Here is an 18,343-nt window from a genome sequence, read left to right as displayed (position 1 = left end):
GGCCTGCCCGCCTCGACCGCGCCTCACCGGGCTTGCCCGGCGGCGGAGAGGGCACCGTGTCGCGGGTGTAACAGCGGTCGGCGTGGTGCGTAACACCGGCACCGCAGCCTGGGCCGTATGCGAAACACCGTGACGTCCACGCACTGCCCCTACTGCGCGCTGCAGTGCGGCATGAACCTGACGCCGGCCGCCGACGGGCGGGGCGTCGAGGTGAGCGAGCGCGCGGACTTCCCGGTGAACCGGGGGGCGCTGTGCGTGAAGGGGCGGACCGCGCCGGCGGTGCTGTCCTCGGCGGTGCGGCTGACCTCGCCGCTGGTGCGGTCGGCGGCGGGCACGCTGGAGCCGGCCTCCTGGGAGGAGGCGCTGGACCGGGTCGCCGAGGGGATCGGCGGCGCCCGCGCGCACCACGGCGCGGACGCGGTGGGGGTGTTCGGCGGCGGCGGACTCACCAACGAGAAGGCGTACGCGCTGGGGAAGTTCGCGCGGGTGGTGCTGGGCACCTCGCAGATCGACTACAACGGGCGGTTCTGCATGTCGTCGGCCGCCGCGGCGGGCAACCTCGCCTTCGGGCTCGACCGTGGGCTGCCGTTCCCGCTGGAGGACGTCCCGAGGACCGGCTGTGTGATCCTCGTCGGCTCCAACCCGGCCGAGACCATGCCCCCGGCGCTGCGCTACTTCACCGAGCTGAAGGAGAACGGCGGCACCCTGATCGTCGTCGACCCGCGCCGCACCCGCACCGCCGAGCAGGCCGACCTGCACCTCGCGCCGCGCCCCGGCACCGACCTCGCACTGGCCCTGGGCCTGCTGCACCTGGTCGTCGCCGAGGGGCGCACCGACGAGGCGTACATCCGGGAGCGCACGACGGGCTGGCAGGACACCCGGGCGGCGGCGATGGCGCACTGGCCGGAGTACGTGGAGCGCATCACCGGCGTCCCCGTTCCCCAACTGCGCGAGGCGGTACGGCTGTTCTGCGCGCCGGAGCACGCGATGGTGCTCACCGCACGGGGTCCGGAGCAGCAGGCCAAGGGCACCGACACGGTGAGCGCCTGGATCAACCTGGCCCTGGCGACCGGCCGCCCCGGACGCCCGCTGTCCGGGTACGGCTGTCTGACCGGGCAGGGCAACGGACAGGGCGGGCGCGAACACGGCCAGAAGGCCGACCAGTTGCCCGGCTACCGCAAGCTGACCGACCCGGCCGCGCGGGCGCACGTGGCGGAGGTGTGGGGCGTGGACCCGGACAGCCTGCCCGGGCCGGGCCGCAGCGCCTACGAACTGCTGGACGCGATGGGCACGGACATCCGCGCCCTGCTGCTGATGGGCTCCAACCCGGTGGTGTCGGCGCCGCGCGCCGCGCACATCGAGGAGCGGATCCGCTCGCTGGACTTCCTCGCGGTGTGCGACGTGGTGCTGTCGGAGACGGCCGCGCTCGCCGACGTGGTGCTGCCGGTCACGCAGTGGGCCGAGGAGACGGGCACCACCACCAACCTGGAGGGCAGGGTGCTGCTGCGCCGCCGTGCGGTGACGCCGCCGCCGGACGTGCGGAGCGACCTGGAGGTGCTGCACGAACTCGCGGCGCGGCTGGGCGGCGAGGGCAGCCCGGAGAAGCGTTTCCCGACCGACCCCGAGGAGGTCTTCGAGGAGCTGCGGCGGGCGAGCGCGGGCGGCCCGGCGGACTACTCGGGGATCACCTACCGGCGGCTGGCCGAGGAGAACGGGGTGTTCTGGCCGTGCCCCGCCCCCGAGGCGCCCGCCGAACCCGGTGAGCCCGCCGCCGAAGAGGCCCATCCGGGCACGCCCCGTCTCTTCCTCGACCGGTTCGCCACGGCGGACGGGCGGGCACGGTTCGTGCCTGTGTCGCACCGGGCTGCGGCGGAGGAGCCCGACGAGGAGTACCCGGTGCTGCTCACCACCGGGCGGGTCGTGGCGCAGTACCAGTCCGGCGCCCAGACGCGGCGGGTGGACGAGCTGAACGCCGCCGCGCCCGGCCCGTTCGTGGAGCTGCATCCCCGGCTCGCGCAACGGATCGGCGCCGCCGAGGGCGACCCGGTGGCCGTGGTGTCCCGGCGCGGGCGGGCGGTGGCCCCGGCCCGGATCACCACGGCGATCCGGGCGGACACGGTGTTCATGCCGTTCCACTGGGCCGGTGAGGGGCGCGCCAACACCCTCACCAACCCCGCGCTCGACCCGACGTCCCGGATGCCGGAGTTCAAGGCGTGCGCGGTACGCCTGGAGGCGGTACGCCCGTGAGCGCACCGCCTCTCGGACCGCCGGCGGGTCAGCCCACGCCCACCGCGCTCCAGGCCGCGGCGACCGCGTCGTACTCGGCGCCGCCCTCGCCGTAGAGGTCCGCCGCCGCCTTCAGGGTGGCGGTGCGGGCGCCGGCGTAGTCGGTCGACGAGGTCATGTGGACCGTCAGGGCCCGGTACCAGATCTTCCCGAGCTTGGCGCGGCCGATGCCGGTGACCGTGGAGCCGTCGCAGGTCGGGGAGTTGTGGGCGACGCCGCCCAGGGTCTTCGCGCCGCTGCCCTCGGCGAGCAGGTAGGCGAAGTGGTTGGCGACGCCGGAGGAGTGGTGGACGTCGAGGTCCTTGACGGAGGTGTCCCAGCAGTCCGCCGACAGCCCGTCCTTGGACGGCTCGTCCATGTACCGCAGGGCGTCCCGGCCGAAGCCGTCGCGGACGACCTCCTCGCCGATCAGCCAGTCGCCCGGGTCCTCGGGGTTGGCCGCGTGGAACTCCACCAGCGTGCCGAAGATGTCGGAGGTGGCCTCGTTGAGTCCGCCGGACTCGCCCGAGTAGGTCAGCCCGGCCGTCTTCGAGGTCACGCCGTGGGTCATCTCGTGCCCGGCGACGTCCAGGGCGACCAGCGGTCCCATCTGGGTGCCGTCGCCGTCGCCGTAGGTCATGCAGAAGCAGCGGTCGTCCCAGAAGGCGTTGTTGTAGGCGTTGCCGTAGTGGACGCGGTTGTACGAGCCCTTGCCGTCGCCGGCGATGCCCCGGCGGCCGTGCTCGTCCTCGTAGTAGTCCCAGGTGACGTTCGTGCCGTACTGGGCGTCCACGGCGACCGTGGCGCGGTCGGCGGTGGTGCCGGTGCCCCAGTGGTTGTCGGCGTCGGTGACGACGGGGGCGGGGGCGCGGATGACGCAGACGACGAGGACGCACAGGTCGGTGCCGTTGCCGGCGTCGCCGGTGTAGGTGCCGCCGCGGGTGGGGTCCTTCAGCTCGTACCCGGACGCGGTTCGCGTGGTCTCCAGGGGGACCGTGCCGCCGTAGAGGGACCTGCCGTCGCCGGTGGCGCTCTCCAGACGGTCCCAGGCGTCGATGCGGGCGCCGGTGTGCGCGTCGGTGAGGACGGTGCGGGCGACCGGGTTGCCGGCGGAGTCCTGGGCGGCGGCGTCGGTGCGCCAGGCGAGGCGGGGGGCGCCGTGCAGGGCGTCGACCACCAGCCGCGGGCGGGCGGTGAGCCGCTCGAGCGTCTCGCCGAGGTGGGCGGCGCGCAGCAGGTTCGCGGCGAGGTCGGCTGCGCGGGGCGCGGCGAGGCGCGGGGAGACGGTGGGCAGGTCGATCGCGGCGCGGGTGGCGCGGGTGACGTCGCGGTAGGACCCGTCGGGCGCGAGGTGCAGCACGAAGTCGCCGCCCAGCACGGGCAGTCCGCGGTAGGTGCGGTCGTAGCGGACGTGGCGGCTGCCGTCCTCGTCGACGACGACGTCCCGGACCTTGGTGTCCTGGGCGGCGGTGAGGCCGAGGGCGTCGGCGCGGTCGGCCAGGACGGAGGCGGCGGCGTCGATCGCGGCGGCACGGGTGGGGCGGTCGGCCGCGCCGGCGGTGGTGGGGGTGAGGGCGGCGGCCAGCAGGACGGCGCCGGTGACGGCGGCTCCTGCCGTGGCGGGACGGGGACGTCGGGCATGCCGTATCGGGCTCAAGCGGTCTCCTGGAACGGGCGCCCCGACGCGGTGGGGGGCGGGGCGGGGCGTGTGGTGCCCGCGATTCAAGTGGCGGCCCGAGTGTCATGTCCATAGCGCGAATGTGGGGGTGTGTGAGGGGAGAGAATCGTTCCCGCAAGGCTCCGGTGGCACTTCGGTGCAGAGGGGCTCCGCCGACCGTCCGCGCAGGTGAAGCGAGTGAACCTCCCCTTCTTCGTCTACGGCACCCTCCGCCCCGGCGAGGTCAACCACGACCGCTTCCTGCGCGGCCGCACGGCACACGAGGAGCCGGGCCTGCTGCGGGGCGCGGTGCTGTACGAGGGGCCCGGCTACCCGTACGCCGTCGAGGCGCCGGAGGGCGAGGTACGCGGCGAACTGGTCACCGCCCGGCCGGAGTCGTACGAGGAGCTGCTGGCGCTGCTGGACCGCCTGGAGGAGTACGTCCCGGGCGACCCGCGCAATCTGTACGACCGGGTGGAGCGGACGGTGGTGCGGGAGGCCGACGGCACGGCGGTCCGGGCGTGGGTGTACGTCGCCGCCCCGTCCGTGGCCGCCCGTCTGCGGGCGCGGGGGACGCGGGTGGAGGGCGGGGAGTGGAGGGGGGCGGCCTGAGGCGGTGCGGGTGCGTGTCCCCAGGGGTGGCCGCGTCGAGGGGCGGCTCGCCCGGTCAGCCCTTCGCCGCCCCGCCCGGCCCAATCCGCCCGCACGCCGCCCGGACGCCCGCTTCTAAGCCTCTGACCTGCGGAAATCCAGCGTCACGCACCGGCCCTCCGACTCGCCTGACACCCGTTCAGCCGCCGCCCTGACGCCCCCTCAGGGAGCGGTGACGGCGCGGGGGCACTTACCTCGGAGGGGCAGGGACGCGGTCGACGGCGGCACATGGGGGTGCCGCGGGCCGGGTCACCTCCGTGAGCTCGAGGGAGCATCGATGCGACGTACCGCCCGGCTGCTGACCGGCACGACCGGCGCCGCACTCGCCGTGGCCACCGCGGGGCTGCTCGCCGCCCCCGCGTACGCCGGGGAGGCCCCCGGCCCGTCGACCGCCGGTCTGCGGATGTACCCGTCGTCCGTCGCCCCGGGCGCGCAGGTCTCGGCGAACACCGCGGCGTGCGACGAGGAGGACACGGCGGCGGGTGACGCCACCGCCGTCGGGGCGGGCCGGTTCGCGCTGGCGCCGAGCACGCACGAGGGTGACGCGATCGGGCAGTTCCAGGTGCCGCCGAGCGCGCAGCCGGGGACGTACGAGATCGTCGTCGCGTGCGCCGGGAACGGGCGCCGGGTGACCGGGGACCTCGTGGTGACGCTGACCCCGGACGCGGAACAGGTGGTTCCCCGAGGAAGCGTGAAGACGGGGGTCGGTGGCGCGCTGGGCACCGACCCCGTACAGACCGCGGCAGGCGTGACGGCCCTCGCCGTCGCCGCCGCGGGCGGTACCTGGCTCCTGCATCGCCGGGCGAGAGGCGACGGGATCTGACGGGCATCCTCCGCTGCCCGTCCCGCAGGTACCGCAGGTCCCCTCCCCCTCCGGGTCCGACGCCCCTCGCGGCCCGGAGGGGGGCACGGGGACACGACTCGAGGTGAGGTCACCGCATGGGCGACAGGCTCCGCCGGACCGGGAGTCCGGGCAACGCGGCGATAGCCGCGGTCACGGTGTGCGCCCTGTGCGCGGGGGCCGTGCTGCTGCGGGACGGGCGGGGCGACGCCCCACCGCAGCCGTCCGCCGCGCAGGCCCACTCGGAACTCGACGCGCACGGCCCCGCGCGGTCCTCGGCGCCCGCGCTGCCGCCGTCGCCGCCCGACCGGGTGCGCATCCCCGCGATCGGCGTGGACGCGCCGCTGACCGGGCTGGGGCTGACCCCGGCCGGCTCCCTCGACGTGCCGCCCGCCGACCGCCCCGACCTGGCCGGCTGGTACGAGGCCGGCACCACCCCCGGCGAACGGGGCACCGCCATCGTCGCGGGCCACGTCGACAACGCCGACGGCCCGGCCGTCTTCTACTCCCTCGGCGCCCTGCGCAAGGGCAGCACGATCGAGGTGGACCGCCGCGACGGCACGGTCGCCGTGTTCACGGTGGACGCCGTCGAGGCGTACGACGCCCGCGACTTCCCCGACGCCAAGGTCTACGGCGCCGCGGCCCGCCCCGAACTCCGCGTCATCACCTGCGGCGCGGGCTACTCCCCCGCGACGGGGTACCGGGGCAACGTGGTGGTGTACGCCCACCTGACGGGGACGCGGTGACGGGGCCGGGACTCGGCCCGGTTTCCATGCGGCGCAGATTTTGTTACCTCCAGGATGCAACAAACTCTGCAAGATTATGTAATCTTCCTCGTATGGAGCGTGCTGAGCAGCTGGCGATCCTGTCCGGTGTGGCAGCCGATCAATGGGGCTTGGTGACCGCCGCCCAGGCCAAAGCACACGGCTTGAGCGCTGTGCAGCTCAAGCGCATGACAGAGGCCGGCTTGCTGGAGAACGTCGGCCGGGGCGTCTACGCCCTGTCGGCCGCAGGGCCGCCTCATCACCTGGAGATCAAGGTGGCCTGGCTCCGTCTGCAACCCACCGTACCGGCATGGGAGCGCCCCATCGGAGGCCCGGACTCGGGAGTCGTCTCCCACGCCTCCGCGTGCCAGCTGCACTCCCTCGGTGACATTCCCGCCCCGGACGTAGAGATCAGCGTGCCCCGCAGACGCACCACCACAGAGCCCTTCGTCCGACTGCGCACCGCCGACCTGCCCACCACGGACATCACCATGGTTGACGGTCTGCCGGTCACCACCCCGGCGCGCACCATCGTCGACCTCCTGCACGCCAAGGCTGACGGCGGTCACGTCGGCGGGGTGATCGCAGATGCGGAACGCCGTGACCTTGTCGACATCGACGAGCTGGCACAAGCCGTCCAGCCATACGCGCGCAAGTACGGCCTTCGCCGTGCGGCCACGGGATACGAGCTCATCGAGCACCTGGTGGGCCAAGCCGGCCGAATCCTGCACGCCCAGGAGGTGGCCCGCGCCGGTGAGGAGGGTCTTGCCGTCGGCATGGAACTCGGCGCGCGCGGGAGCGCTGCGGCCCTGGCGCCTTACCTCAACACGGAAGCCAATGCCGCCGAGGTCGTCAAGGCCGTCCTCGCAGGCCGGCCGCATGCTACGCGCAGCAACGCCCCGCTGCTCCACACCTTGGCGGAACGGCAGGGAGCGATCCGGGCGGCGCTCGACGCCGCCATGCCCGGCGTCCTCGGCAGTGGCGCGTTGCCGGCGGTGCAAGCCTTGAGGATGACGTCGGTGTTGTCGCCCGAAACTCGGCGCGTCTTGGGGCACTTGCTCACGTCTGGCCCGGCTACCGCTCAAGCGGTCCGTCCCCCGCAGCATCTGGACACCACGTCATCCGACGACAGTGGCGATGTCCCGGAGAGCGACTGCGAGCCGAAGGGAGAAGATCCGATCAAGTCGAACGACGAGCCCACCCCCCGCTAGAGTCAACGGCCCAGCACATCGGGTACCGCGAGGCCGGAGGAAGCGAGCCGCACGTGGGCAAGAACTACGCGAGTCCGTCAGCGTTCCGAGCGGCCCTGACCCAAGCCGCGAAGAACATGTCGAAGAAGACCGGCATGAGCGTCTCGGACCTCATGAAGATCTTCTACTTCAACCGTCTCGCCGCCCGGGTGTTCACCAAGGACCCGGTCGGCTGGCTCATCAAGGGCGGCCAGGCGCTCCTCGTCCGCTACCGCGGAGCCGCCCGACTCAGCCAGGACATCGACCTTCAGTGCGCTCACCCCGAGCGCACCGCGGAGGAGGCCAGGGAACTCGTCATCGACGCGGCCTCCCTCGACCTCGGCGACTACCTGCGGTTCGTACCCGGCAGGTTCCTGGGACACAGCGATGAAGGCCGAGGCGGCGCCCAGTACTTCACTGTCTTCCTCGGGCAGACCAACGTTGCCACCATCAAGGTCGACCTCGTCGTCGGCCGCACCCTGGCAGGCACCCCTGAGGTCCGCACCCTGCAGTCCGCCGTCGACATCGCCTGGCCCGTCGACTGGCCCGAAGTCCGCCTGTACCCCGTCATCGACCACATCGCTGACAAGATCTGCGCCATGTACGAGCGCCACGGGCAAAACGGCGAGCACGGATCCAATCGCTACCGTGACCTGGCTGACCTTCTCCTGATCAGCCAGCAGGAAACGGTGTCCGGCCAAGCTGTCTGCCAGGCTCTCCAACGGGAAGCAGAGCGTCGGCGCAACCTCGGAACCAAGGTCGTGCTCCCTGCCGCATTCGAGGCCCCCGGCACCGACTGGCACGACGGATACCCCGAGCAAGCGGCCATCGTCCTCGGTCTGCAAGGTTGCGGCACTTTCGACGCAGCGGCAACGGCAGCCGAGGCCTTCATCAACCCCATGCTCAACGGCACGGCACACGGTATGTGGGACCCGCACCGAGGGGCGTGGTCCTGAGCCCTCGGTCACCCTGAGCGCTGACCTGCTGGTGAAGAGCACATTGCCGCTGCAGCCTGCCGCCGACAGCACGACAGGCCGCGGAAGCCACGCAGGCAGCAATTGTGCGCGACGGACGGGCACGAGGTCGAAGTACGCGGCAGACGACTTCAGGGGCAGCGCGACTCACCTGCCCCCGAAGAAGAGACCTCAGCTGCGGCAGATGATGGCGGCGCCCGCCGTCATGCCGGAACTGGCTATCACGCCGGCCGTGGCTGCTGTCGCCGGGTCACCCGGCGCGATCACCACGGTCAGCAGGGCACAGGAAAGCGCCCCGATGACGATGACAAGAGCAACTGCGATCGCACCCCAGGAAGGGCGGCAGCCTCCGGTGGAATGATCGTGGTCCGGGCCGCGGACAAGGTCGGGTGATGTGGATTGCGTGTCCACGTACGCCTCCTGACGAACGGGGGGAGAAGTGGGACTCCCCAGTGACGAGGAAAGCACCGGTGGCAGCCGGCTTACTCTCAGATTCCCCGTGACTCCGGCGAAGGAATCGCTTCCGCTTTTTTCAAGTTCCCCCGGCATGGAGTTTATGTTCATCCATGCACTGACGTTCGTATTTGCATGCCCGGATGGAGGCCAGAGGTACAGAAGTATGCTAGACATGCGCGCGTGGCCCCGTATCACGCGCTCGGGGCCACGCCAGGTTATCCACTTGCCGGCGGCCTGCTGCCACAGGGAGTTCCACCAGTGCTTCCCTCACTCATCGGTCACAGTTGCCCTCATTCGGGCAACGACCGTTCGCGCTACGGTTCTCCCCCACATTGCCATGTGGCAAACCGGCTCATGCGGTTTGCGATCAGCGCAATGGTTTCGGCTGCCTTCGGCCACCTGCCACATCGCCGTCCGAGGTTCCGTCCGCCTTGCTTCCTTCACCATCCAGGAAGCGCTGCTACCGCCTGACACCCCGCAAGCACCGGTGCGACCTCCGCGTCCGGTAGCTCCGCGACGCCTCTCGCACGGTACGGCGCACACCCGATGCCATCATGCTCATCCCAAGCCGCGGAAGCGGTTGCCGCACAGCCAACCGATCGATCATACTTCCCCCACAGTCACAAGAAAAAGGAACAACAATGCTTCGTGTCAACGATTCTTGGGTGAAGAGCTCGTACAGTGAAAGCGGCGCCTGCGTCGAGGTGAAACTCGCCGCGGAGTTGCTCGTTCGCGATTCCAAAGTGCCCGCAATCGGCGCTCTCTCCTTCCCTGCGGACGCGTGGCAGAAGTTCCTCACCATTTTGCGGGAAGACACTCCCTCGTCGTGACGGCACACCTTTTATCCAGTCACTCCGCGTTCGCCGAACAGCACTTCTTCCGTTAACCTCTGCGCCAATCCTCGTTCTACAGACAGGAAAGCGTCCAGGTAGTCGGAAGGCTCCCGCCTGTCGATGCCCGGCACCCGCTCGTGTAGGAGCACCTCCCCCTCCGTGGTCTCCAGATATGCGACCGGGTCGCCGGTGTCGAAGGTGAACACTTGGTATGGCGTACGGAAGAAGGAGTACGCCCCCGCTGCGAAGGGCACGTAGTACACGGTCACGTTGGGCAGCTCATTCATCCTGAGCAGCGTCTCGCACTGCTGTCGCATGACATCTACCCCACCGATCGCTCGACGCAGCACCGCTTCGTCCAGGATGAAGAAGAAGCGCGCTTCCTCGGACGTGAGAATTTGTTGACGCCTCATGCGCAGCTCCACCCGCATCTCAGCCATCTCCACACTGTCTCCGTCGATGGCCTGAAGAATGGATCTCGCATACTCCTCAGTCTGCAGAAGGCCCGGCATCACGTTCCGTTCGAAGGCCCGGACGACCACGGCGGACTCCTCATAGGCGATGTACGCCTCGAGTTCCGGTGACATCACTCCTTTGTAAGGCGCGAACCACGGTGGCTGACGAGCGGCTCGAGCCAATTCGACCAGCTCCCGTCGCTCCTCCTCGGCCAAGCCGTAGCGATCCGCCAACGCCATGGCATCCGTGATGCTCACACCGATCTTGCCGTTCTCGATGCGGATCACTTTGGACGGCGACCAGCCAAATGTGTCAGCGACCTGCTGCTGTGTAAGTGCTGCCGACTCCCTGGCCCTCCGCAACCGGTCCCTCAGCATCTGGCGCAGAAACATCGGGTTTCTCGACACAGCCACGGTGAAAGCCCCCTCCGCCCATCCACCGCCTGACGCGGCAGCCGCCCCGTAACACGCGACATGACCCCTTCCACGCATGCGCCGGACCGCGTCCGGTCAGAGTGCGAACCGACACTCGGCCGCGCGTACGAAGCTGGTGTGGCGAGCCGTCACCCTCCCGACTGCGAGGTTGACCAACCGGCCATGGCCTTCGTCCACACGTCGACATGCTATGTAGCAGAGTCCTGGGACAACCCGCCGACGGCAAGATGGCGCAGGCATCACCCAGCCAACGTGAACGGCCGAGTGACGCCCCGCAGGGGCCCTCTCAGGCCCCTGTAGCCCAGGCGCTCCCCCTCCCCCACACTGCGGCGTATCGCGGTCGGACTTCCGCCGGCGCGTCCCCCGGCCTCCGACTGACCCTCACGGGTCCTGTGGCTGCCCATGCCTCAGCCCGACGCCCCACCCGGGCAGGACTCCGTGTCCGGGACCACCAGAAGGACCACCGGGTACGACGTGATCTGCTGGTTCGCCCCCGGCCTGCTGTCGCAGATGCGCCACGCCTGTGGGTCCACCACCTCGCGGTCCTTCCCGCTCGCGTCCTCGAAGCGGACCTGCGAGCCGTCCATCTGCTCCTGCGCCCGCAGCGCGTTGCCGCCGACGACGTCGGGCATCACGGCGGTGACGGGCCGGGCGGCGTCCGAGGCGGGCGCGGACGTCGGCGGTGTCGCCACCCGGTCCGGCTCGACGTTCGTCCCGCAGGCGGCGGCAGCCGCGCAGACGGCCGCGGCGGCGAGGAAGGCTCTCAGCGGTGCGGTGACCGTGGGTCTGGTGATGGCCGTGCCCCTCGTTGAGGTGATCATGTCCGGCTCAGTATCCCCACCCCGACGACCCCGCGCCTAGCCCCAGCCCCAGCCCTACCCCACCCACTGCTCGTACGCCATGTTCGCCACCAACGCGAACACCACCGTCAGCAGAACCACCCGCACGAAGCCGCTGCCCCGCTTCAGGGCGGTGCGGGCGCCCAGCATGCCGCCCGCGAGGTTGAACACCGCCATCAGCGCCCCGAGCTGCCACAGCACCGCGCCCTGCCAGGCGAACATGGCCAGCGCGCCGGCGTTGGTGCAGCAGTTGACGATCTTGGCGGTGGCGGAGGCGGTGACCAGGTCGAGGTGGAGCAGGGCGGTGAGCGCCAGGACGAGGAACGTGCCGGTGCCGGGGCCGATCAGGCCGTCGTAGAAGCCGATGCCCAGGCCGGCCAGGCCGATCGCGGCGAGGATCTGCCGGCGGGTCGCCGGGCCGGGCGCGGGCGCGGCGCCGAAGGCGGGCCGCAGGATGACGAAGGCGGCCACCGCCAGCAGCACCACCATGATCACCGGCTTGAGCACCTCGGTGCTCATCCCGGCCGCGAGGAACGCCCCGCCCGACGACCCGGCGAGGGCGGCCAGCCCGATCCGCACCGCCGTCCGCACGTCCACCGGCGCCTTGCGCGCGTACGTCACCGCCGCGCCCGTGGTGCCGACGATCGCGACCGCCTTGTTGGTGCCGAGCGCGTGCGCGGCCGGGGTGCCGGCGGGCAGGCCGAGCAGCAGGGCGGGGAGGAGCAGCAGCCCGCCCCCGCCCACCACGGCGTCGATCCAGCCGGCGGCGAGCGCGGCCACGCAGAGCAGGACGACCGTGGTCAGCGATATGTCGGGCATGGCCGTGAGCCTATGAAGGCGGTAGATGCTACGTCCATCAAGATGAGCGTTTGTTGAGGTTAGGCTCATCGAGCTCGCCTCACAACCTCACCTCACACCCGCCCCGCGACCGCCTCCGGAAGCCTCACATCCCGCGCCCACGGCCGCTGAGGGCAGCGTTCCGCGCGGGAAACAGAGGGGATGCCACCGGGTAACACCCGCCCCGCACGCTCAGGACATGACCTCGAACGAGCGTGTGGTGGTGATCGGCTCCGGCCTCGCGGGCGTACGTCTCGCCCGGCGGCTCGGCGAGCTGGGCACGCCCGTGACGCTGATCGGCGAGGAGGAGCACCCGCCGTACAACCGGGTGCTGCTCGCCGAGGTGCTCGCCGGGCGCTACCGGCCCGAGGTGATCGCCCTGCCCGCCCCCGCGGAGCTGGTCCGCGCCCGGGTCACCGGCATCGACCGGGACCGGCGGACCGTGACCTGCGCGGACGGTTCGGAGATCGCCTACGGGCGGCTGGTGCTGGCCACCGGTTCCAACCCCGTCCTGCCGCCGCTGCGCGGCCTGTTCACCGCGGACCACGAGCTGCCCGAGGGCGTGCACGCGTTCCGCACCCTGGACGACTGCCTGGGCCTGTCCGCCGCGGTGCGGCCGGGTGTGCGGGCCGTGGTCGTCGGCGGAGGGCTGCTCGGCGTGTCCGCGGCCCGCGCGCTGGCCGTGCGCGGCGCGCAGGTGGTCCTCGCCCAGCAGTCCGAGCGGCTGATGGAGCGCCAGCTCGACCCGGCCGCCTCCGCGCTGGTCCGGCGCCATCTGGAAGGGCTCGGCGTGGAGGTGCACACGGAGTGCCGGGTGCGGGACGTGCGCTGCGTCGGCGGCGCGGTCCGCTCGGTGGAGATGGCCGACGGCTACGCCCTGGACGCCGAGCTGGTGGTGCTCGCCTGCGGGGTGCACCCGAGGGTGTCCCTCGCGCAGGCGGCCGGCCTGGACGTGGCCAAGGGCGTCGTCGTCGACGACGAGCTGCGCACCTCCGACCCGTACATCCACGCGGTCGGCGACTGCGTCCAGCACGCCGGCACCGTGTACGGGCTGGCCACCCCGGCGCTGGAACAGGCCGACGCGCTCGCCGCCCTGCTCGCCGGGGACACCGCCGCCCGCTACACCGGCACCCGCTCGCTCACCCGGCTCACCCTGACCGGCCCGGACAGCCCCTTCGACCTGGCCGCGTTCGGCGAGACCGAGGTGCTGCCGGGCGACGACGTGGTGCAGCTCGCCGACGCCACCCGCGGCACCTACCGCAAGGTCGTGGTGCGCGACGACCGCCTGGTCGGCGGCGTGCTGGTCGGCGAACTCGGCACCGTCGGCGCGCTGGCGCGCGCCTGGGAGGGAGCAGAGCCGCTCCCGTCCGACGGCGGGCCCCTGCTCCACCTGCTCACCAACGACGGAGGCTCCTGATGCCCGCGGACACCTCGACCACCTCGACCATCGTGCTCGTCGGCCACGGCATGGTCGGCCAGCGCTTCCTGGAGGCGCTCGCCGAGCGCGGCCTGACCGCCACGCACCGCGTGGTCGTGCTGTGCGAGGAGCCGCGTCCCGCCTACGACCGCGTGCAGCTCACCTCGTACTTCTCCGGGCGGACGCCCGAGGAGCTGTCGCTGACGGACCTGGCGTTCCTCGAGGACCACGGCATCGAGCTGCGCCTCGGCGACCCGGCGGAGAGCGTCGACCGCGAGGCGCGCACGGTGACCGCCCGCTCGGGCCTGGTCGTCGGCTACGACGTGCTGGTGCTGGCGACCGGCTCCTACCCGTTCGTGCCGCCGGTGCCGAACAAGGACGCCGAAGGCTGCTTCGTCTACCGCACCATCGAGGACCTGCTCGCGATCGAGGAGTACGCGCGGAGGTCGACGACCGGCGCCGTGGTGGGCGGCGGTCTGCTCGGCCTGGAGGCGGCGGGCGCGCTCAAGGGTCTCGGACTCACCTCCCACATCGTGGAGTTCGCGCCGCGCCTGATGCCGGTGCAGGTGGACGAGGGCGGCGGCGCCGCGCTGCTGCGCACCATCGAGGGGATGGGGCTGAGCGTCCACACGGGTGTGGGCACGCAGGAGATCGTGGTCGGCGACGACGGCGCGGTCAGCGGCATGAAGCTGTCGGACGGCTCCGAACTCGCCACCGACCTGGTGGTGTTCTCCGCCGGTGTCCGCCCCCGCGACCAGCTGGCCCGCGACTGCGGCCTGGCGGTCGGCGAGCGCGGCGGCATCACCGTCGACGAGCAGTGCCGCACGGTCACCGACCCGCACGTCTTCGCGATCGGCGAGTGCGCGCTGGCCGCCGACGGCCGGGTGTACGGCCTGGTCGCGCCGGGCTACGAGCAGGCGGAGACGGCCGCGGCGGCCATCGCCGGGGACGCGTCCGCGTTCACCGGTGCCGACCTGTCGACCAAGCTGAAGCTGCTCGGCGTGGACGTGGCGTCCTTCGGCGACGCGCACGGCGCCGCCGAGGACTGCCTGGACGTCGTCTACTCCGACTCCCGCGCGGGCCTGTACAAGAAGCTGGTGATCGGCCGGGACGGCACGCTGCTCGGCGGCATCCTGGTCGGCGACGCGGAGGCGTACGGCACGCTGAAGGCCTTCACCGGCTCCGTCCCGCCGGTCTCACCGGAGTCGCTGGTGCTGCCGGCCGGCGCCGGGGCGCCCGTGCAGCTCGGCCCGTCCGCGCTGCCGGACGACGCGATCATCTGCTCCTGCAACAACGTCCGCAAGGGCACGATCCGCGAGGCCGTCACCGAGCACAGCTGCACCACGGTGCCCGAGGTGAAGAAGTGCACCAAGGCCGGTACGACGTGCGGCAGCTGCGTCAAGGTCCTCGGCCAGCTGATCAACGCCGAGCTTGAGGCGAGCGGCGTCGAGGTCGACAAGGGCCTGTGCGCCTGCTTCTCCCAGACCCGCGAGGAGCTGTACGAGATCGTCCTCGCCCTGCGCATCGCCTCCCACCGGGAGCTGCTGGACCGCTACGGCCGCGAGGAGGCGCGCGGTGGCGACGGCTGCGAGGTGTGCAAGCCGACGGTCGGCTCGATCGTCGCGTCCCTGGCGCCCGCGATCGGCGCGAGCACGTACGTCCTGGACGGTGAGCAGGCGGCCCTCCAGGACACCAACGACCACTTCCTGGCGAACCTGCAGAAGAACGGCTCGTACTCGGTGGTGCCGCGGATCCCCGGCGGGGAGATCGCGCCCGAGAAACTGATCGTGATCGGTGAGATCGCCCGTGACTTCGGCCTCTACACGAAGATCACCGGCGGCCAGCGGATCGACATGTTCGGCGCGCGGGTCGAGCAGTTGCCGCTGATCTGGGCCCGCCTGGTGGACGCCGGCTTCGAGTCGGGCCACGCGTACGGCAAGTCGCTGCGCACGGTGAAGTCCTGCGTGGGGCAGACCTGGTGCCGCTACGGCGTGCAGGACTCCGTCCGGATGGCGATCGACCTGGAGCTGCGCTACCGGGGGCTGCGCTCCCCGCACAAGCTGAAGTCGGCGGTCTCCGGCTGCCAGCGCGAGTGCGCGGAGGCCCAGTCGAAGGACTTCGGCGTCATCGCCACCGCGAGCGGCTGGAACCTGTACGTCGGCGGCAACGGCGGCGCCACCCCGCGCCACGCCGATCTGCTGGCGCAGGACCTCTCCGACGCCGAACTGGTCCGCCTGATCGACCGGTTCCTGATGTTCTACATCCGCACCGCCGACCGGCTGGAGCGCACCTCCACCTGGCTGGAGCGCGTCCCCGGCGGCCTGGACCACGTACGGGACGTGGTCGTCCACGACTCGCTCGGCATCTGCGACGAGCTGGAGTCGCTGATGGCCGCCCATGTCTCCCACTACCGCGACGAGTGGGCCGAGACGATCAACGACCCGGAGAAGCTGGCCCGGTTCGTGTCCTTCGTCAACGCCCCGGACACCCCCGACCCGGTGGTCGCCTTCGTCCCCGAACGCGACCAGATCAAGCCGGACCTGCCCCTGCTGAGCATCGGCCTGCGTCCCGCCGACGACGTCCTGGAAGGAAGCGCACAGCGATGACCCTGGCACTCGAGACGACCACCGGCCTGACCGTCCAACTCCGCCTGAGCGACGACTGGTTCGAGGTCTGCGGCCTGGACCGGATGATCCCGGGACGGGGCGTGGCCGCCCTGCTGCCCGACGGCCGGCAGGCCGCGGTGTTCACGGACCGCGCGGGCCGCCTGTACGCCATCGACAACCGCGACCCGTTCACGGGCGCGGCGGTCCTCTCCCGCGGCCTGACCGGCACCCACCGGGGCCGCCCCTTCGTCGCCTCCCCGCTCCTGAAGCAGCGCTTCGACCTGGAGACGGGCCGCTGCCTGGACGACGACACGGTCCACGTGGAGACGTACGAGGTCAAGGCGGCCTGAGCGGGCGGGCCGAGCGCACCGCCGGCCGTGCGGCACCCGGGTGGGGGACGGGAGCCGCACGGCCGGCGGCATTTCCCTGTAGCGGAGAGCTACCTTCCGGTCACGTCACGTTCGCATCACGGGAACTCCATATCCCCGACACAACTCCCACGCCCCAGTAACTTCGTCAGCCTCGCACCGTGCACACGCTTTCGTCCGTCCTGGGGGGCTCCTCACCATGATCCCGTTCCGTACCTCTGCCGCCGCGCTGCTCACCGCCGTCGCCCTGGCCGCCGTGCCGGCCACCGCCGTTGCCCACAGCGGCAGCCACCCGTTCGAGAACTGCACCGAGGCGTACGAGAACGGGTACAGCAACATCCCCGAGGGCGACAAGCACTACGGCGAGCACCTCGACCGGGACGGCGACGGCGTGGGCTGCGACCAGCCGCCCGCGGACTTCGTGCCGCACGAGGAGAGCGACGACGACGGCGGCGCGGGCGCCGGGGCCGGCGGCGGCGCGGAGGAGAACGGCGGCGGCGCCGACCTCGCCGAGACCGGCGGCAGCGACACGACCCCGTACATCGCGGCGGGCGGCGCGGCCGTCGTACTGCTCGGCGGCGGCCTGATGATCGCCGCCCGCAAGCGCCGCGAGAACCGCTGACCCACCCCAGAGGGGGCCGGACGCCCGGGCGTCCGGCCCCCTCTGGCTTTCAGCGACAGCAGCAGGGGCCCCGGTTGCCCTTGCGGCGCCGCACACGGCCGCGCCACCCGGCCGGGGTCGTCAGCAGCGTCCAGCCGGGCGCCCCCGGCCCCGAGGCGTCCACCTCGTCCGCGCGCTCCATGGACACCACGCCCTCCCGCGTCCCGGCACTTCCAGCGCCAGTTGGGCGCGTACCGCACGGCTCCGACGAGGGACGCCACCGCCCCGCCCCTCGCTCCCCGCCGCGGTGTTCCGCGCCCCGCTCCGGAACCGACCGAGCCCCGTACGGCCGCCCTGACCTGGCCTGCCCGGCCCAACGGCGGGAAGAAGCCCCTCCGTTCGTGGCCTTGCGCCACGGTTCCGTCACATCACGTTCACATCACAGGTCGCTCGTGACCCTCCGCAGCGCACCCGAACCGCCAGTAACTTCGTCACGCCACATCCGGCCATCGGCAACCCGCACTCGGACTTGGGGGCATTTGCCATGCACCTGACACGGATTTCTCTCACCATCCTCGCCGCCCTCACCCTGGCCGCCCTTCCCGCCACCGCGTCGGCCCACGACGGGAACCACCCGTTCAAGACCTGCGCGGAGGCGTACGACCACGGCTACGCGAAGATCTCCAGCGGGGACGACCACTACGGTCCCGCCCTGGACCCTGACGGTGACGGCGTCGCCTGCGACGAGCCGCCCGCCGGCTTCATCCCCCGCGACGACACCGAGGTCGACGGGACCACGACTCCCGTCGCCGACACCACCCCGGCCGCCACGAGCGACGCCGCCGGGTCGGACGACGGCGTCACGACCTACGTGATCATCGGCGTCTCCGCCGTGGTCCTCCTCGGAGGCGCCGTGCTCGTCTCCGCCCGCCGCCGCCGCGACACCTGACCGCCCCACAGGGCGCGTCGCGCGTACGACGGAACACGACGTGACACGACGGAAGGGGCGGCACCCCCGCACGGGTGCCGCCCCTCCTTCGTGATCCGGAGCCGTCGCCGATCGGTGAGGGTGGTCGGGTGACAGACGACGGCTCCGGGGTACGCGCGCCCCGGAG

Annotated in this window: 18 protein-coding genes; 12 read left to right on the top strand and 6 right to left on the bottom strand. The window is 71.8% G+C overall.

Annotated features, from left to right (window positions below):
* Positions 1-117 precede the first annotated feature (117 nt).
* A complete protein-coding gene (locus tag ACFOSY_RS18575; RefSeq protein WP_394308171.1) occupies positions 118-2,247 on the top strand; it encodes a molybdopterin oxidoreductase family protein in 2,130 nt (709 codons plus the stop codon).
* A 28-nt stretch (positions 2,248-2,275) separates the two neighbouring features.
* On the opposite strand, the gene ACFOSY_RS18570 is transcribed toward ACFOSY_RS18575, so the two are convergent.
* The gene (locus ACFOSY_RS18570; RefSeq protein WP_394308169.1) at positions 2,276-3,922 is read right to left on the bottom strand and encodes a M4 family metallopeptidase; all 1,647 of its coding nucleotides are present in this window, start codon (positions 3,920-3,922) and stop codon (positions 2,276-2,278) included.
* 198 nt (positions 3,923-4,120) lie between these two features.
* Between ACFOSY_RS18570 and ACFOSY_RS18565 the strand changes: the two genes are divergently transcribed.
* The 5 genes from ACFOSY_RS18565 (at position 4,121) to ACFOSY_RS18545 (ending at position 8,363) form a co-directional block, all read left to right on the top strand.
* On the top strand, positions 4,121-4,534 hold the full coding sequence (locus ACFOSY_RS18565; RefSeq protein WP_394308964.1) for a gamma-glutamylcyclotransferase family protein: 414 nt from the start codon (positions 4,121-4,123) through the stop codon (positions 4,532-4,534).
* A gap of 316 nt (positions 4,535-4,850) precedes the next feature.
* Positions 4,851-5,396 (top strand): hypothetical protein, encoded by a 546-nt coding sequence (locus ACFOSY_RS18560; protein WP_394308167.1) that lies wholly within the window; start codon positions 4,851-4,853, stop codon positions 5,394-5,396.
* A 116-nt stretch (positions 5,397-5,512) separates the two neighbouring features.
* Complete coding sequence (locus tag ACFOSY_RS18555; RefSeq protein WP_394308164.1) at positions 5,513-6,160, top strand: class F sortase; 648 nt, start codon at positions 5,513-5,515, stop codon at positions 6,158-6,160.
* A 92-nt stretch (positions 6,161-6,252) separates the two neighbouring features.
* Positions 6,253-7,389, top strand: a complete 1,137-nt coding sequence (locus ACFOSY_RS18550) for a type IV toxin-antitoxin system AbiEi family antitoxin domain-containing protein (RefSeq protein ID WP_394308162.1) — start codon at positions 6,253-6,255, stop codon at positions 7,387-7,389.
* A gap of 53 nt (positions 7,390-7,442) precedes the next feature.
* Positions 7,443-8,363: a nucleotidyl transferase AbiEii/AbiGii toxin family protein gene (locus ACFOSY_RS18545; protein ID WP_394308160.1), complete on the top strand. Its 921-nt coding sequence runs from the start codon at positions 7,443-7,445 to the stop codon at positions 8,361-8,363.
* A 189-nt stretch (positions 8,364-8,552) separates the two neighbouring features.
* On the opposite strand, the gene ACFOSY_RS18540 is transcribed toward ACFOSY_RS18545, so the two are convergent.
* A complete protein-coding gene (locus ACFOSY_RS18540) occupies positions 8,553-8,792 on the bottom strand; it encodes a hypothetical protein (protein ID WP_394308157.1) in 240 nt (79 codons plus the stop codon).
* Positions 8,793-9,502: 710 nt separating this feature from the next.
* Here ACFOSY_RS18540 and ACFOSY_RS18535 point away from each other — a divergent pair.
* Positions 9,503-9,667: a DUF397 domain-containing protein gene (locus tag ACFOSY_RS18535; RefSeq protein WP_394308155.1), complete on the top strand. Its 165-nt coding sequence runs from the start codon at positions 9,503-9,505 to the stop codon at positions 9,665-9,667.
* Positions 9,668-9,678: 11 nt separating this feature from the next.
* On the opposite strand, the gene ACFOSY_RS18530 is transcribed toward ACFOSY_RS18535, so the two are convergent.
* From ACFOSY_RS18530 to ACFOSY_RS18520, 3 genes are all read right to left on the bottom strand, one after another.
* A complete protein-coding gene (locus tag ACFOSY_RS18530) occupies positions 9,679-10,539 on the bottom strand; it encodes a helix-turn-helix domain-containing protein (protein ID WP_394308153.1) in 861 nt (286 codons plus the stop codon).
* A 428-nt stretch (positions 10,540-10,967) separates the two neighbouring features.
* Positions 10,968-11,381, bottom strand: a complete 414-nt coding sequence (locus tag ACFOSY_RS18525) for a hypothetical protein (protein WP_394308151.1) — start codon at positions 11,379-11,381, stop codon at positions 10,968-10,970.
* Between the two features lie 54 nt (positions 11,382-11,435).
* Complete coding sequence (locus ACFOSY_RS18520) at positions 11,436-12,218, bottom strand: sulfite exporter TauE/SafE family protein (protein WP_006129669.1); 783 nt, start codon at positions 12,216-12,218, stop codon at positions 11,436-11,438.
* A 217-nt stretch (positions 12,219-12,435) separates the two neighbouring features.
* On the opposite strand from ACFOSY_RS18520, the gene ACFOSY_RS18515 reads away from it, so the two are divergent.
* The 4 genes from ACFOSY_RS18515 to ACFOSY_RS18500 all read left to right on the top strand — a co-directional run bounded on the left by ACFOSY_RS18515 (position 12,436) and on the right by ACFOSY_RS18500 (position 17,249).
* Positions 12,436-13,653 carry an NAD(P)/FAD-dependent oxidoreductase gene (locus tag ACFOSY_RS18515; protein WP_394308148.1) on the top strand — a complete coding sequence of 406 codons (1,218 nt, stop codon included), beginning with the start codon at positions 12,436-12,438 and terminating at the stop codon, positions 13,651-13,653.
* The gene (gene nirB / locus ACFOSY_RS18510) at positions 13,653-16,259 is read left to right on the top strand and encodes a nitrite reductase large subunit NirB (protein ID WP_394308147.1); all 2,607 of its coding nucleotides are present in this window, start codon (positions 13,653-13,655) and stop codon (positions 16,257-16,259) included. The genes ACFOSY_RS18515 and nirB overlap by 1 nt, the downstream gene beginning before the upstream one ends.
* Complete coding sequence (gene nirD / locus ACFOSY_RS18505) at positions 16,256-16,609, top strand: nitrite reductase small subunit NirD (RefSeq protein ID WP_394308145.1); 354 nt, start codon at positions 16,256-16,258, stop codon at positions 16,607-16,609. Before nirB ends, nirD begins: the two co-directional genes overlap by 4 nt.
* A 217-nt stretch (positions 16,610-16,826) precedes the next feature.
* Entirely contained in the window at positions 16,827-17,249 is a 423-nt protein-coding gene (locus ACFOSY_RS18500; RefSeq protein ID WP_394308144.1) for an LAETG motif-containing sortase-dependent surface protein, read from the top strand.
* Positions 17,250-17,298: 49 nt separating this feature from the next.
* Here the strand turns inward: ACFOSY_RS18500 and ACFOSY_RS18495 are convergent, their stop codons facing one another.
* Entirely contained in the window at positions 17,299-17,436 is a 138-nt protein-coding gene (locus ACFOSY_RS18495; RefSeq protein WP_394308142.1) for a hypothetical protein, read from the bottom strand.
* A gap of 336 nt (positions 17,437-17,772) precedes the next feature.
* Here ACFOSY_RS18495 and ACFOSY_RS18490 point away from each other — a divergent pair, with 336 nt between their 5' ends.
* Complete coding sequence (locus ACFOSY_RS18490) at positions 17,773-18,177, top strand: excalibur calcium-binding domain-containing protein (RefSeq protein WP_394308140.1); 405 nt, start codon at positions 17,773-17,775, stop codon at positions 18,175-18,177.
* Positions 18,178-18,343: the final 166 nt, after the last annotated feature.

Origin of the sequence: Streptomyces lusitanus (assembly GCF_042647945.1) — a bacterium.
Taxonomy (GTDB): Bacteria; Actinomycetota; Actinomycetes; order Streptomycetales; family Streptomycetaceae; genus Streptomyces; species Streptomyces pseudogriseolus.
The sequence above is the reverse complement of the archived record's forward strand: the minus strand, read 5'-3'. Positions and strand labels throughout refer to the sequence as shown.